Below are 16,396 nucleotides of genomic sequence, written 5' to 3' on the forward strand. Positions count from 1 at the left end.
CGCTTGCGCGCGATGGGTGCTTGCTGTGACCCCCATCGCGCGCAAGCGCGCTCCTGCAAGGGGACGGAATTTCAGAAAGATCGCGTAGGCATGGTGTGTGCGACGCCTTACCCTTGTCGGCTTGTGGATGACGAAGGGAAACATCATGCGGCCGGTACACGTTCTCCTGGGCGTCCTCGTGACGCTCATCTGGGGCAGCAATTTTTCAGTGATCGAGGTTGGATTAGGGGCACTGGATCCATTCGTGCTCACGACGCTCCGCTTCGTTTTCACCGCTATGCCCCTGGTCTTTTTCGTGCGCAAGCCGGGCGGTGTTCCGATGTGGGCGATGGCCGCTTACGGCATCCTGTTCGGGGCGGGACTTTGGGGTGTAGTGAATATCGCGATGGCGCAGGGCATGTCCCCCGGGCTGTCTTCACTCATCCTGCAGTTCGCCGCATTTATCACGGTGATACTGAGCGCGGCACTGTCTTGGCATCGCCGTATTCGTTCTGGCACCGCGCTTCCGCCGTCGCGTCGTTGCATAACGAAAAAAAAGCCGCCCGAGGGAGCGGGCGGCGATCTGGGGAGTTTTGCAAGGTGGCGCGGCTGGGAGAGGCCGCGCGCCCTGTCTTCTTTTAGTTCTTACTTAAAGCGAGAAGTCGTACTCGGCTGAGACCTGTACGTAGCGCGGTGACTGGAAGCTCGTCGGGATCTTGTACGTGCTGTCGGTCAGCGGCGCGCCGCTCGGGTCTTCGCCCACTTCGTTGATCGTCGTCGTGTGCTGCTTGTTGAACACGTTGAACACGCTCGCCGAAAGGGTCACGCCCTTTGCCCACTGCGGCTTGTACGATGCGTTCAGGTCCATGTTCCAGTACGACGGCGTGCGGCCGACAGAACCCCGCTTCACGATCATGCCGCCGCAGTACAGGTAGGCGCCCGAGCCGTAGCCGCCGTTCACGACGGAATCGATCGGGTTCAGGCCGTAGCAGTTCTCCGGGCGACCCGTCTGGAACACGCCATTGGCGCCCACCAGCCATTCGTCGTTGATCTGCCATGCACCGTAGATCTTGAACGTGTGCTTGCGATCGTTCGGCAGGTTGCCGTTCGAACCGGCCATGATCTCCGGATAGTCAAACAGTTCGGTCGTGCCGGTATCCGCCTGGCCGTTGCTCGAATCCACGCCGCCTTCCGAGTTGCCGCGCAGGTGCGACCACACGTACGACGCCTTCAGGTACCAGGTGTTGTCGAAGTTACGTTCCGCGGTGAGCTGGAGTGCCTCATACGCACGCTTGTACTTCGGCTCGCCGACGTCATCGCCGGTGAGGTGGATATTGTAGAGCTTGCCTGTGGCATCGACCGGTGTGGTCAGGGTGACCGCGCTACCTGGGTTGAAGATGTAACAGCCCGGCACGTTCGCCGCTTCCGGGGTCAGGCTGGTGGTATCCAGGTTAAGGCCGTACTGCGCATTAGCAGCCTTGGCGATCGGGCGGAAATCACACGAGTCGTCGATGCCGGTGAGGATCTTCCGGTAGATCGCCTTCACGCCCAGGGTCCAGTCCGCCACCTGCTGCTGTGCGCCCAGGATGAACTCACGCTGTTTGAAGGGTTTGAGATCCTGGGTAGCCACGGACTGAGGGTTCGGAACCTGGCCTGCTTCGCCGTTGGCATAGGTGGTGCCGGTGTGTGCCGGGAACTGCGCGGCATAGGCATCCGGTAGCGCGCCCAGGCCCAGCGGAGCGCCGGTGACCGGGTCCACGCCGGTGTAGCTGAAGTAGCGGATCTGGTACAGCGAAGCCGCCGCGCCGCGCAGGGCGACGTTGCCATCGAGCGGCAGCGAGTAATCCCCCGCGCTACCGTAGACCTTCAGCGTGGAATCGCCGTGCACATCCCACGAGAAGCCCAGCCGCGGCTGCCAGCTATGTACCTGCTTTACATAGGTCTCGCCAAGGCTGTTGGTGTTCTCGAAGGCGTCATTGCGCACGCCGATGCGCGCCATGAAGTTATCCGTAACGTGCCAGTTGTCTTCCAGGTAGTACGACTTCTGGGTGATGCCGACCTTGGCGCCGGTGGCGAACACGGTCTGTTTAACGATGCTATCCGCCGGATCCAGGCCAGGTGCGTGGCCAAGTATCTCCGCCGGTATGGAGTCGTACTCGTAGAGCGCACCGCCCTCGTAGGCCGTGCCGGTATCAGTCGTGAAGTGGTCGCGGGCCCAGCCGGCCTTTAGCTCGTGGTCACCGAGGTGGTATTCGAAATCGATGCGTCCCGCGCCGCGCTTATCCTGGCCATTCGGTGTATCGATGGACCCCGTGCTGGTGAACGAGCAATGCGGGTAGCCGGTGGCGCCATCCGACACAGGGATGCGCTTGTCGGTGATTGAGGGGCAGCCTGGCGAATTGACCGCATCAAAGATATTGCCATCGTAGGTTTCGACGGTACCATCCGCCGCTGTGGCCGTGTTGACGCGCTTGTTCACACTCTTGCCGTACTGCGCGGTCAAGGTGAAGTCATCGGTGATGTAGCTGGTGTACTTCAGGATGTTGGTCATGCCACCCGTCTTGTCGTACACTTGGCCGAGGTAGTCGCTGCGATACGGCTGGTTGTTGTCGTCATAGCCGTAGCCATAGACGCTTTGCTGCTGGGTGCTGGTATCGCTGAAGCCGGTGTACTCGAGGATATTGCTCTCGTTGATGTTCCAGTCCAGCTTGACCAGGTAGCGCGGGTCCTTGATCGTGGTCTTGTTGAAGCTGCCACCACCCGTGGTATCACCGTAATGTTCATCGGCAGTCCGCGTGCCGCCGACCAGGGCGAACATGAACAGCTTGTCCTTGATCAGTGGGCCACCTAGCCAGACGTTCCAGCGCTGGCCGAAGTCAGTGGGGTTGCCGGTCTGGTTGTTGCCCATCTGATAGTTGCTGTTGTGACGGTTGTTCTGCAGCAAGGCACCGTTCTGAAGGTAGACGTTGGGTTGCTCGGCCTGGAACTGGTAGGGATTCCAGGTGAAATCCATGCCGCCTTGCCACGTATTCGTACCGCGCTTGGTGTTGACCGAGATTACGCCGCCGGTCGAGTTACCGTACTGCGCGCCATAGCCGCCATCCTGGATGTCTTCCGAATCGATGGCCTCGAACGGTACCTGCGAATACGTCAGGCTCTGGAAGAAGTTGGTGACGTTGAAACCATTGACGTAGTAGCTGTTTTCCGCGACGGACGCGCCGCTGAAGGACGCCAGGTTGCCGAAGGCGCTGTCGCCCTTCGTAGCGCCCGGCGCGAGCAGGGCAACGGCGGTCTGGTTGCGTGCTAGCGGCAGCTGCTTGATCTGCGCGGCCGTCATGACCGTGCTGGTCTGTGCCGATGCGACGTCGATAGGCGGCAGCGCGTTCGCTGTCACCGAAACCGCCGAAAGGTCTTCGGCATTGCCAGCCGTCGTCGGTGCAGCCACCAGATTCACGTTAAAACTCTGGCCGGCCACCACCTGCACATCGCGGGTGCTCGCGGTTCCATTGCCGCCGCTGGTAGAAACCTTGTAGGTGCCCGGCAGCAGCGACACGATGTTGAAGCGACCGTCGCTGCCGATCACGGCGGAACGGCTGACACCGCTGCCCGCGTTCGTCGCGGTAACCGTCTCTCCCGGCTGGCCGGAGCCGAAAATACTACCTGCAGTGCTTTGCGCGAGCGTCGCCGTGCTGACGAGGCCCAGGCTGATCGCAACCGCGAGCGCAAGGGTGCGCCGGCCTGGTTGCCTGTTGCTATAACGCGTGTTCATGGATTCTCCCCGGCCATTGGCCAAATCATGCAAACCGTGCCGCGAACCTTGGCGGGGTGCGGACGGAGGGTGTGTGCGCGAGTTGCATTAACAAAACGGCAACAAGCGAGCTGAAACTACGCTCGGCTGCGATTCGCACTCAATGCGGCGTTCATGAACGCAGGGATTTGGACCGCTTGTATCGATGCGGATCGCACGGGTCGGGTCACCGCCTTGCGAAATGGAAGCCGCATGTTGTGCGGCTGCGATGCGAGGGGAAGCATGTCCTTGCGATCTTCCTTGAGCCGGGGATTAAACATGTTTCATGCAATGCGAGTTTTTGCGCGGCATTGCTACGCCGAAAAGCAGGCAAAAAAATGGCTGCTCCCCTCCAGGGGAGCAGCCAAGATCTGGGGCGATACTGCCGTTGTTGTTATGGGTGGTGCCTTAAATGGTGAAGTCGTAACGCGCGCCGAGGCGGACGTAACGCGGATCCTGGAACGAGCGGGCACTCTTGTAACGCGGGTTCACCGCGCCACCAGCGGTCTCGCCGTACTCGTAGTACTGGGTCACGCGCTGTTTGCCCAGCAGGTTGAACACGTCGACCGTGAAGCTCAGCTTGTGGTCGGCGAAGGCCGGCTTCCAGGCGCCACTCACGTCCACCGTGAACGTGTATGGCGTGCGGCCAAACGTGCCACGCTGGGCTGGCTCACCGTTGCACCAGAAGTAGTTGTTGCCGTACTGGTACGGGTCGCCACCCACGGATTCCGGGCGGGTGCCAAGGCAGCTGACCGGGGCGCCCGAGGTAATGCGGGTGACGGTCGAGAGCTGCCATTCGTCGGTCGGTACATACGTACCGTAGACGCGGAGCTGATGCTTGCGATCGTTCGGCAGGTCGCCGTTCGTGTTCTCCATGATCTGCGGGAAATCCCAGCTCTCGGTGGTCGACACGTCGGCCTGGACGATATTCGAATCCAGCTGGCCTTCCGAGTTGCCGTAGCTGCGCGAGTACGTGTAATCGATCTTGCCGTACCACTTGTCGCTGAACTGGTGCTCGGCATACAGGTCGATCATGTAGTACGAACGCTTCGGCTTCGGGAAACCGAGATCGGCGGCGCTCACCGGGACGCTCAGGTACTGCCCTGGGGCAGGGGAGAGCGTGAAGGTATTGGCGCGGCCTGGGTTGAACAGCCAGCAACCCGTGCTTCGGCTGACACCCGCGGCCACTTCGTCGCTCAACCCGTTCTCGTCACCCCAACGCTGCAGCGCCGTCGAATCGCACATATCGTCGATCAGGCTGCGCAGCTTGCGGTACATGCCCTTGGCGCCGACCACCCAGTTGTTTTCCAGCTGCTTGTCGAAACCGAGGATGTATTCGTCCTGGTAATAGGAATGCAGCTGCTGGGCCGAGACCGTCTTCGCATCCGGCGGCGTGCCATTGGCACCGTTAAGGTAGTACGTCTGCGAGAAATTGCCCTGAACCAGGCCCGTCGGCGCGCCGGTGACCGGGTCAATCCCGGTAAAGCCGAAGAGCTGCGAGGGGAAGGTGGACGGACCGGCACCGCGCACGGCGACCGAGGTCGGCAGGCCAAGGTGGTAGCGGCCGGCGTTGGCGTAGACCTTCAGCGAGCTGTCGCCGTAGACGTCCCACGACACACCGAGGCGCGGATCCAGCTGGTGACGCGAGCGGGCATAGGCTTCACCTACGCCGTTGTAGTTGGAGAACTGCTCGTTACGCAGGCCGAGGTACGCGTGCCAGCGGTCGCTCACCTGCCAGTTGTCTTCGATGAACTGCGAGCGCTGGTTCGTGCGCGCTGAGGTACCCGTCGATAGCGCGGTCGAGTCGACGTAATAACCGTTTGCGAAGTCGGCCGGGTTATACGAGTTCGGGTCGAGGCCCAGGGACGACAGACGGCTGCGGATGACCGAGCCGTCACCGACATCGTCATAGATGTAAGCCGTGCCACCCACCGGCACGGCACCCCAACTGGCGCGCAGCACGTAGTTATCGACACCGCCACGCAGGTCGTGGTCGCCGAGGCGGTACTCGATGTTGGCGCTCCAGCCGTGCGTGCTGTCCCTGGAGCCAGGGCTGAGCTGTGTCGTCGCACCCACCAGACACCCGCCTTGCGGATTGCCAGCGAACTCGGGACGGTTATCGGTGATGGCGGTACAGGTGCCGGAGCCTGCCTGGTCCACGACCTGGGAGTGCTTGGAGCTGGCCCGGCCATACATCGCGTTGACGGTCAGGTCATCGGTGATGTAACCCGTGTAATGAGCGATATACGTGTTACCACCCGGCGTCGCATTGGTCTGCGTGTTGTTGTAGTTCTTGGTGTACTGGTGGCCCAGGTAATCGCCACGCCCGGTGGTGTAGTTGTAACCAAAGATCGATGCATCGGTGGTCTCGGTATCACCGATGCCGGTGAGCTCGAGGATGTTGTTATCCGTGATGTTCCAGTCGAGTTTGGTCAACCAGCGCTTGGTCTTGCCGGTATCGCGTTCATCATCGTTAGCGCCGCTGGGCGCGGTGTAGTTACCGGTCTGGCGGATCCAGTCGGCCGCGGCGAAGATGAACAACTTGTCCTTGACCAGCGCGCCGCCGATCGATCCGGAGTACTGCAGGTTTTCCTGGTCGCGCCAGGAGAAGGCGTTGCCGCGCTGGTACTGCGTGCCGTTGCGGTAGTAGACGTTGCGCGGCTCCTGGGCCAGCGATGAGGGCGAGAACAGCACCTGCACATCGCCCTTCCATTCGTTCGAACCACGCTTGGAAACGACGTTGATGACACCGCCGGTCGAGCGGCCGTACTCCGCGCCATAACCACCGATGAGGACCTGTTCCTGGTCGATGGCGTCATAGGGGAGCTGGCGTGAGCTCACGCCCGTCAGCGGGTTGGTGACCTGGAATCCGTTGATGTAGTACGCGTTCTCGGAAGCGGACGAGCCGCCGAACGAGAGGGCGTTACCGTAGCCGCGGGAGGCCGACGTGGTGCCGGGCGCGAGCAGGGCGATGGAGCTGATCGACGTACGGGCGATCGGCAGCTTGGCCAGCTGGTCGGAGCTCAGCACGGTGCGCGAGTCGACCGAGCTGACGTCGATGCTCGGTAAGCTGTTCGCGGTGACCTGGACGCTGCCCAGCTCCGTCGCGTTGCCAGCGGATGCGGCGGCGGCAAAGGAGACGTCCGTACCCTGGCTGATCAGGGTCTGTACGTTTTTGTGCGTATCGGTAGCGGCGCCGTTGTGCATCAGCGTGACGTCGTACGTGCCGATCGGCAGCGAGTTCGCGCGGTAACGGCCGTTGCTGTCGACGGTGATGTCGCGCTTCAGGCCGGTGGCGCTGTTTTCGATATGAATAACGTCGCCGGGGGTGGCCGAGCCATAGATGGCACCCGTGGCATTACTTTGGGCGAAAGCGCCGCCACTGGCGGCAGCCGCGACGGCGAACGCCACGGCGAGTGTGAGTTTTCGGCGCGGCGGTACCGCGATACGCGAGACGGACTGCATGAACCTACCCTCCTGAGGACACATGAGACGAATGGCGGAACGAACGAACCCGCGTCCGCGCGGCACGCGGACGTTCGCCGCATGGGCGGCGGGAGTTGATCGATAAGCACGGCTACGCGGTGCCGCCTGCCTTCTGGCGGGCGGGCGGCATCACGCGGTCAAGGCGATCGGTTACCCGTGCCTTTGGAAGGGAGTACAAACCGGTGCGAAGCTGGCATGTCGGATTCCCCAAAATAGACGACAAGAAAGGTTCTGCCGTGCAAGTCGTACCGCCTCGTGTGAATCCCCTGGAGGCGGTCATCGACCGCGCCGGAGCCCGGCGCGTGAAATCAACGTAAACCCGTGAAATACATGTAAACAATAGGAATAAGTCCTAAGCATGTATTTGCGAGACAAATCGTAATAACTTGCGCATCGGCGGCACCCAATGCTTGCCGTTTCCACATGGGTCTGGGTACGTTCACGGCATGGACCTGGTCATTACCATTCTCGTATTGCTGCTCGTCGTCGCGCTGTCCGGTGCGGTCGTCCGCTTATTGCCGCGGCGTCTTCCACTGCCGCTGATCCAGATCGGGCTCGGCGCACTATTGGCTCGCCCGTTTGGCCTGCACGTGGAGTTCGATCCGGAACTCTTCTTCCTTCTGTTCATCCCCCCGTTGTTGTTCGCCGATGGCTGGCGCATCCCCAAGCGCGAACTGTTTCTCCTGCGCGGCCCCATCCTCGCCCTGGCCGTCGGCCTGGTGATCTTCACGATCGTCGGCGTGGGCTACTTCGTCCACTGGATGATCCCCACCGTGCCCCTGGCCGTCGCCTTTGCGCTGGCAGCCGTGCTCTCACCTACCGATGCGGTCGCGACGTCCTCTGTCACGGGTGGCACGAGCATGCCGCCGCGGTTGATGCACGTGCTTTCCGGCGAGGCACTGTTGAACGATGCATCGGGCCTTGTGGCGCTACAGTTCGCGGTCGCGGCGGAAATCACCGGACGGTTCTCCGCGCTGCACGCCGCGCGCGACTTCCTGATCGCCGCTTTGGGTGGTGTCGTGGCGGGCGCATTGGTGGCCTTCGCGTTTGGCTTGTTCCGCCGGCGGCTGGTGCGCTGGAGCGGCGAAATGGATCCGGCAAGCCAGGTAGCCCTTCTCTTGCTACTGCCGTTTGCCGCTTACCTGCTGGCGGAGCACTTCGGCGTGTCCGGCATCCTGGCCGCCGTGGCCGCAGGCATGATGATGAATTACACCGATGTGCTGAAGGGTGGCCACGTGGCGACGCGCATGCAGAACGGTGCCGTGTGGGGCATGGTGGAGTTCCTGTTCAACGGGCTGATTTTCCTTCTGCTGGGCATGCAACTGCCCAACATCCTGGGCGGTGCGAAGTCCGACTTGCAGCAAGCCGGCGGTGGCGAGCTCTGGTACCTCGGCGCCTATGTCGTCGCGATCACGCTTGCACTCGTGATCCTTCGCTTCATCTGGGTATGGGTGTCGCTGCGTTTCGTCCTGATGCGCGCGCTGCATCGCGGTGAGCAGCGGCCGAAGGTCGGTACACGGCTTATGTGGACCACGGCGCTGGCCGGTGTGCGTGGTGCGATCACCATGGCGGGCGTGCTGTCGATCCCTTTCATGAAGACGCCGGGCGTTCCGTTCCCCGTGCGCGATCTCATGATCTTCCTCGCCAGTGGCGTCATTCTTTGCACGCTGCTGTTCGGCGCCATTGGCCTTCCACTCGCAGTAAAAGGCCTTAAATTGCCGGGCGAAGACCCCCGTGTGCGCGAAGAACGCAAGGCACGAGCCCTTACCGCGGAAGCGGCCTTGCGCGGTATCGCCGAGGAGCAGAAGAAAGTTGACGACGCGGGTGATCCCGATGCCATCGCACTTGCCTCGCGGGTATCCGCGCGCGTCATGGCCGACTACCAGCAGCGGCTCGAAGCCGCGGGTGATGAAGGCGATGTGCCCGGCAAGGCGCGTGCGGAGGCGGGTACGGAACGCGTGATGCGGCTGGCCGCACTGCGCGCCGAACGGAAGCAGCTCTTTGAACTGCTTCGTAACCAACATATCAATGATGAGACGCTTCGCACGTTAATGCGTGAGATCGACCTTGCCGAGGCGGCGCTCACCGGACTGCACGCTGGCTAAGACGCTCAGGGAAGGCGAAAAAAAGCCTCGGCCGTACGCGTCGAGGCTTCCGTTACGGCCTCGCGCGTTTCACCGCGATCCTTCGCCACCTCGTCACGGATGTGCGCGAGGTACATGGGTTCGTTGCGACGATCCTTCGGCATGGGGCGGAGCGTGCGCGGCATCAGGTAGGGCGCGTCGGTCTCGAGCATCAGGCGGTCCGCCGGGATGAGCTTGACCAGTTCACGCAGGTGGCCACCGCGGCGCTCATCGCAGATCCAGCCGGTGACACCGATATGGCAATCCAGGTCGAGGTAATCGCGCAGCGCCTCGCTGGTGTCGGTGAAGCAATGCACGACCGCCGCGGGGACGCGGTCGCGATAGCGCTTGAGCAGCGCGAGAAAGTCGTGATGGGCATCGCGCTGGTGCAGGAACAGGGGCATGCCGAACTCGGCCGCCACGGCAAGTTGCCGTTCAAAGACCTCGCGCTGAACCTCGCGGGGCGAATAATTGCGGTTGTAATCCAGCCCGGTTTCGCCGATCGCACGAACTTCCGGCTCGCTGGCCAGCCGGCGAAGCAGCGCGTCGGTGGCGTCGTCGTAGTCGACGGCGTGGTGCGGGTGCACACCCGCCGTGGCGAACAACCGGCCGCCGCTGGCGCGAGCAAGCTCAAGCGCGTGCTCGCTGCCTTCGCGTGAAGCTCCCGTGATGATCATCCGGCCGACGCCGTGCGCTGTGGCCCGTGCAAGCACCTCGGGTAGGTCAGCGCGGAAGGATTCATGGGTAAGGTTCGCGCCGATATCGATCAAGTCCATGATTTTTTTAGCAATCTCTTGGGGTTGTCAGGCAGGCCGACGATGCGTTATCGCCGCGCAAAGTCATGAATTAGAACATATATGGCCGTCCAAACCTGGTTTCCACGGGGATTCGGGGATAGGCCTTTCGGACGACGCAAAATAAAGCGTCAGAATATTGACGGTCGTATTTTCGTGCTGTTAGGTTCCCGAGACGGCTGGTGTCTTCGCGCCAAAAAGTCGTCATCAGGAGAATTTTCAGAAGGATCTCAGTTTTTCTTTTTCGCAGGGGATGCCCGCCACGGGCGTCAAAAAAGGAAGGCGGCCCGCAATCGGCCGTCCAGGCAATACCACGGGCTAAGGGGTAGTGCAGATGGGAAATCGTATCGTCGCGAGGGCGCTCGTCGCCTCGCTCATCCTGGCCGCCGCGCCAGCGAGCTTTGCCGCAGGGGCTGCGCCCCATGCCACCTTCAACGTCAGCACCCTGCGTACGCAGGGCAGCTACGACCGCTTCATCGTCAAGTACCGTGACGGCACGACGCAGCGCACGAACGCAGCCGCGGCGACGCAGGCGGTAAGTGCGGCGCTTTCGCGGACCGCAGCCACGAGCAGTTCACTGCGCGCAGGCAAGGCCGCCATGCCGGTGGCCAGCTACGCCCGCAAGCTCGGCACCGGCGCGGATCTCGTCCGCGTGTCGCGCAAGCTCACTGCGTCCGAGGCCGATGCGCTGATCCGGCAGATTGCCAGCGATCCCGCGGTGGCCCACGTCCAGGCCGACGTGATGATGCAGAAGGTGCGTGACATCCCTGCGGCGGCCGTCAGCCCGGTCGTGGTCGACGACCCGTACTACCAGCGCTACCAGTGGCACTTCCGCGCGCCGGATGGCACCGCCGAGAAAATCGGCTCCGATGCGAGCAGCTATGCGAACAAGGGCGGCAGCAATGTCGCCAACGCCTGGAATCTCTCCGACGGCACCGGCGTGACGGTGGCCGTGCTCGATACCGGTATCACCAATCATCCCGACATCGACCTGTCGCTCGCCGATGCGGGCTACGATTTCATCATCGACAGCTACGTATCGGGTCGCGCGACCGACGGTCGCGTATCCGGTGGCTGGGACCTCGGTGACTGGACCACGGAAGATAAGTACCTCGCGTCCAACAATCCCAACGGCTGCGTCGATGCGAACAACCCCGCGGAAGACTCCAGCTGGCACGGTACGCACGTGTCCGGCAACGTCGCCGAGCTGACCAACAACACCACTGGCATGGCCGGCATCGCCTACAAAGCGAAGGTGCTCCCGGTGCGCGTGCTCGGCCACTGCGGTGGCTACAGCTCGGATATCGCCGACGCGATCGTGTGGGCCTCCGGCGGCCACGTGGATGGCGTGCCCGACAACACCCATGTCGCCCAGGTCATCAACATGAGCCTGGGTGGCGAGGGCAAGTGCAGTGACGACGACGTCACCGCCGACGCCATTTCGGGTGCCATCTCCCGCGGCACCACCGTCGTGGTGGCCGCTGGTAACGAGAACGACGACACCGCGAACTACTCGCCTTCGAGCTGCCCGGGTGTCATCGCGGTCGCCTCTAACGGCATCACCGGCAAGCGCGCGTACTACTCGAACTACGGCACGGGCGTAACCCTTTCCGCGCCGGGCGGCGGCGTCTATGCGAATGATGCATCGTCGGGCACGGTCGTGTCTGCCGGCTTCTCCTGGTCGGCCATCAACGATGGTACCCATGAGCCAACGACGGCGGATTATGGCGGCATGGCCGGTACCTCACAGGCTACGCCCCACGTGACGGGCACGGTTGCCCTGATGCTAGCCGCCGTGAAGGGCGCCAGCCTGCCAACGCCGACGCCCGCGCAGATCAAGACGCTGCTCACCTCCACGGCGCATGCCTTCCCGTCCACGCCTGACAAGGTGATCGGCGCGGGCATCGTCGATGCCTACGCTGCGGTGAACAAGGCGCTCGGTAACGACACGGGGCCGGGCGAGCCGGATGTCACCGCGCTGACCAACGGCACCAGCGTCAAGGCCTCCGGCGATGGCTCAGCCAAGGTGTTCTCGATCGAAGTGCCGTCGGGTGCCCGCACCCTGGTGTTCACCACCTCGGGCGGTACCGGCGATGTGTCGATCGCGGTGAAGAATGGCACGGCCGGAAGCGAGACCACGTCAGCGAAGAAAGCCACGAATAACGAGACGGTGACGGTGGCTCGTCCTGCATCGGGCACTTGGTACCTCACGGTCACCAGCCCGGCGTCGTACGCCAACGTCAACGTCCTCGTGCGCTTTACGGCGCCTTGATTCACACCACCCGCCGGCCACGCGCCGGCGGGTGGGAGAAGCCCTGGCCAGGGGGCGGGCTTCTCGTCTTGCGTCAGCGAAGGGGTCTTCGCTGGCGTGGCGTGCGGGGAGGGGTCCCCGTCGCCGCAAAAGGGAGGTAAGGGCAATGTATTCACGAACACTGGCACAGGCCATGGGCCTGGTGCTGACGGGCGTCTTCACCCTCGCGACAGCGGCCCACGCCGCCGAAGCGCCGAAGACCGCCGCGCCACAGAACGTCGTCGTACAAGGCGTGCAGGTCGCGATCGACCCGGCGACGGGCCGGCTGCGTGAGCCCACGGCCGAAGAGCGCGCTGCGCTTTCCAAGGCCTTTGGCGTTCGCAACGCGACAGCGTCCAAGTTGGCCGCCGGTCAGCCGCGCACCGCCGCCGAGGCGAAGTCCACCTTCCGCAGCGTCTCGCTCGGCAATGGCGTGCGCGCCAAGGCCGTGAAGGTCCCGCAGGAATTGATGAGCAGCGTGGTCGCTGAGCGGCAGCCGGATGGCAGCCTCAGCATCCACCACGACGACCATGGCGTGCAGGCCGCGCCGAAGGCGCCGGAGGTGGTGAAATGATCCGTCGCAGCCTTCTCTTCACCGCTATCGCCGCCGCCGGGCTGTTCTGCGCCATGGGCGCCAGCGCCGCGGAGATCAAGATCGTCAATCAGGATGTCGGCACCGGCAAGGGTCTCGACGATCCGACCCCGGCGGTACCAGTCGGCGGTAACCCCGGCACCACGGTCGGCAAGCAGGCGCTGAACGTCTACCAGTTCGCCGCGGATGTCTGGGGCGCCGTGCTGCAGAGCGATGTCACCATCGTCAATAACGCAACTTTCGAGAAGCTGGATTGCGACGCGACGTCCGGCGTGCTCGGTTCCTCCGGCACCACCTACATTTTCTACTTCGATGACGCCAGCACGCTGCCGCCGCGCGCGGTACGCAACACCTGGTACCACTCCGCGCTGTTCGATGCACTGAGCGGCGAAGACGGCATCCCGGGTGAAGCGGATATCCAGAGCCAGTTCAACGGCGCGCTGGGTTCCACCGGGTGCCTCGAGGGTTCCAAGTGGTACTTCGGCCTGGATGGCAACACGCCCGCCGGCTCGATCAACTTCCTCAACGTCGTGCTGCACGAGATGGCGCATGGCCTCGGCTTCTCCGGCTTCAACAGCCTCACCAGCGGTTCGCCGTACGTCGGCGACGATGGCGTCGCGCGTCCCGACATCTACTCCACCTTCGTCTTCAACGATACGAAGATGAAGAAGTGGTACGACCTGACCAACGCCGAGCGTGTCACCGCGGCGCTGGACGATGGCAACCTGGTCTTCACCGGTGCCACCGTGAAAGCCGAGGCGCCGCTGGCCCTGGGTCTGCCGGACGTCTTCAAGGTGACCGCTCCGGCCGCCGCCGCGGGCAACTACCAGTATGCGCAGGGTGCCTTCGGCCCGCTGGCGACTGCCGCGAACTTCAGCGGCAGCGTGGTCCAGGCTGCGCCGGCCGATGCGTGCACCGCGATCACCAATGGTTCGGCCATCAGCGGCCATATCGCGCTGATCGATCGCGGTACCTGCAACTTCACCGACAAGGTTGCCTTCGCGCAGACGGCGGGTGCCACGGCGGTGCTTGTCGCCAATAACCAGGCGGGTGCGATCACCCCGGGTGGTACGCCAACCACCACGATCAACATCCCGGTGATCGCCGTGAGTCAGGTCGATGGCAACAAGCTCAAGGCCAATCTCACCGGACTCACGGGCGCGGTGGGCAAGGGCACGGGCCTCGCCGGTGCGGATGCGCAGGGCAACGTGCAGCTCTACGCGCCGACGGTGCTGGCGCAGGGCTCATCGTTCTCTCACTACGACACACGCCTGACGCCGAACGCGATCATGGAATACGCGATCAACCAGGACCTGATGGGCCAGATCGACGTCGACCTGACCGCGGCGCTGTTCAAGGATGAAGGTTGGGGCCTCAACACCACCGGTCAGTTGCTGCTCACCTGCAACACCGGCATCCCGACGCTCGTTCCGGGTGGCGTGATCGTCGGCGCCAACGTGATCTCGAATGCGAAGACCATTGCGGGTGATGCGGCCACGCTCGCGGTTTACCGCACCGGCGTGCGCGGCTATGCCTCGACCCTCGCGGCTTCCGGGCTGATCACGACGGGCCAGGCCTCCAGCCTCAACGCGTGCCTCAGCGATGCGGAAACGCAGAAGCAGTACACCGCATGGCACGTCGCGGTGCCGGATGCGATCAGCCTGGGCAACAACGTCGGTCTGGGCAACCAGTCGGGCACGGCTGGCAGCACCAAGGTGTACTCGCTCGATGTGCCGGCCGGCGCGAAGACGCTGACCTTCCGCACGGCGGGCGGCTCGGGTGATGTGTCGATCGCGTGGCAGGCACCTGGTGGAACGGCATTCACCGCCGTGGCCAACCGTACCGGCAACGCGGAGGTGTACACCAAAGCGAGCCCTGCGCAGGGCACCTGGTACCTCCAGGTCACCGGCGTGAAGGCCTACAGCGGAGTCACCGTGCAGGCGGTTTACACGAAGTAAGTGCGCTAAACCCGGGCCGCCTTGTGCGGCCCGGGTTCCATTGAAACGGCAGGCACTGGTGGCAGCGCATGGCGCGCCCCGTCGCTCGCCGACATCGGCGGCACCCACGGGAGGAAGTTACGTGAATACGATCTACAGCAAGGTATGGAACAAGTCGCTCGGCATCCTGGTCGTCGCATCGGAGCACGCCCGTGCGAACGGCAAGGGCGGCGCCTCCCGACGTCTCCGCGCGGCCATGGCCGCACTGCCACTGGCCGCAGGCGCGATGCTCGCGCTCGCCAGCCCCGCGGCTCAGGCGGGCTCACAGAACAACAAGGCGCAGGGCAGCATCTGCAGCGGTTTCTCGTCGCTGCTCGCGCCGGTCGCGAAGGGTTATGAGGCGTTTGCCTGCGGCGCGCAGGCCAAGGCCGCGGGCGACTACAGCGTGGCGCTCGGCTCGGCGGCGAACTCCAAGGGTGATTACAGCACCGCGGTCGGCCAGGATGCGCAGGCATCGGGCGACTTCGCTACCGCGGTGGGGCAGGGTGCACGCGCCACGGCAACCGACAGCCTTGCGCTGGGCCAGGGCGCCAATGCCGCGAACACCGGCACCACCGCGCTCGGTCGCGGCGCGCGCGCTATCGCGAACAATGCGGTCGCACTGGGTTCGGATTCCGTGGCGAACCGCGCGAACACGGTGTCCGTGGGTCGCAGCGGCAGCGAGCGCCAGGTCGTGAACGTCGCCGACGGTACGCAGGCGACGGATGCGACGAACAAGCGTCAGCTTGATACGGTCAACAACCGCGTGACCACGGTGAATGGCAGGGTCGACACGGTCAACGGCAGGGTCGACACCGTCAACGGCCGCGTCGATACGGTCAATGGACGCGTCGATACCGTCGCGGGCAACGTCGCCAAGGTGTCCGGCAAGGTCGATGCGGTGGATGCCGCCACGGCGGATGCACAGCACTATTTCAAGGCGAACGGCGCGGGTGATGGCAGCGACGATGCCACCGCGGCCGGAAAATTCAGCACGGCCGCCGGTTCGGGTGCCTTCGCTGGATCAGCCGGTGATAGCGCCTACGGTAGCGGCGCGTTCGCCAGCGGTGGTAATGCCACCGCCACTGGCTACGGTGCGACAGCGACCGGCCAGAACAGTGCGGCTTATGGCGCTGGTTCCCAGGCGAATGGCCCAGGTAGCGTCGCGGTGGGTGGTGTCGCCGTGGATGCGCAGGGCAATCCTTTGATCACGAACGGTGGCGTGCCCGTCGATACCGGCGCGACCAGCGCGGACGTCGGCGGAACGGCCGTGGGCGCCAGCGCACAGGCGGTCGGATTTGCCGCCTCGTCGTTCGGCGTGGGCGCCTTCGCGGGCGGCGCGCAGTCGGCGGCCTTCGGTGCCGTGGCT

General features: G+C 63.8%; 9 protein-coding genes. 6 read left to right on the forward strand and 3 right to left on the reverse strand.

Annotation, left to right across the window (positions count from 1 at the left end):
• The first annotated feature begins 127 nt into the window (after positions 1–127).
• Complete coding sequence (locus VGN46_RS10080) at positions 128–655, forward strand: EamA family transporter (RefSeq protein WP_331643307.1); 528 nt, start codon at positions 128–130, stop codon at positions 653–655.
• Here the strand turns inward: VGN46_RS10080 and VGN46_RS10085 are convergent.
• Entirely contained in the window at positions 629–3,748 is a 3,120-nt protein-coding gene (locus VGN46_RS10085) for a TonB-dependent receptor (RefSeq protein ID WP_331643309.1), read from the reverse strand. The two genes, VGN46_RS10080 and VGN46_RS10085, sit on opposite strands and share 27 nt — an antisense overlap.
• A 426-nt stretch (positions 3,749–4,174) precedes the next feature.
• A complete protein-coding gene (locus VGN46_RS10090) occupies positions 4,175–7,231 on the reverse strand; it encodes a TonB-dependent receptor (protein WP_331643311.1) in 3,057 nt (1,018 codons plus the stop codon).
• A gap of 467 nt (positions 7,232–7,698) precedes the next feature.
• Here VGN46_RS10090 and VGN46_RS10095 point away from each other — a divergent pair, with 467 nt between their 5' ends.
• Positions 7,699–9,357, forward strand: coding sequence for a Na+/H+ antiporter (locus VGN46_RS10095; RefSeq protein ID WP_331643313.1), 1,659 nt, complete (start codon positions 7,699–7,701; stop codon positions 9,355–9,357).
• A gap of 5 nt (positions 9,358–9,362) precedes the next feature.
• Here VGN46_RS10095 and VGN46_RS10100 read toward each other — a convergent pair whose 3' ends face one another.
• On the reverse strand, positions 9,363–10,151 hold the full coding sequence (locus tag VGN46_RS10100; RefSeq protein ID WP_331643315.1) for a TatD family hydrolase: 789 nt from the start codon (positions 10,149–10,151) through the stop codon (positions 9,363–9,365).
• 352 nt (positions 10,152–10,503) lie between these two features.
• Here VGN46_RS10100 and VGN46_RS10105 point away from each other — a divergent pair, with 352 nt between their 5' ends.
• The 4 genes from VGN46_RS10105 to VGN46_RS10120 all read left to right on the forward strand — a co-directional run.
• Complete coding sequence (locus VGN46_RS10105) at positions 10,504–12,441, forward strand: S8 family serine peptidase (protein ID WP_331643317.1); 1,938 nt, start codon at positions 10,504–10,506, stop codon at positions 12,439–12,441.
• A 145-nt stretch (positions 12,442–12,586) separates the two neighbouring features.
• On the forward strand, positions 12,587–13,033 hold the full coding sequence (locus VGN46_RS10110) for a post-PEP-CTERM-1 domain-containing protein (RefSeq protein ID WP_331643319.1): 447 nt from the start codon (positions 12,587–12,589) through the stop codon (positions 13,031–13,033).
• Positions 13,030–15,009 (forward strand): PA domain-containing protein, encoded by a 1,980-nt coding sequence (locus VGN46_RS10115; protein WP_331643321.1) that lies wholly within the window; start codon positions 13,030–13,032, stop codon positions 15,007–15,009. The genes VGN46_RS10110 and VGN46_RS10115 overlap by 4 nt, the downstream gene beginning before the upstream one ends.
• Positions 15,010–15,130: 121 nt before the next feature.
• Positions 15,131–16,396: ESPR-type extended signal peptide-containing protein (locus VGN46_RS10120; protein WP_331643323.1), on the forward strand; the 1,266-nt coding region annotated here is incomplete at its 3' end.

It is taken from the genome of Luteibacter sp., assembly GCF_036500425.1.
Lineage (GTDB): Bacteria > Pseudomonadota > Gammaproteobacteria > Xanthomonadales > Rhodanobacteraceae > Luteibacter.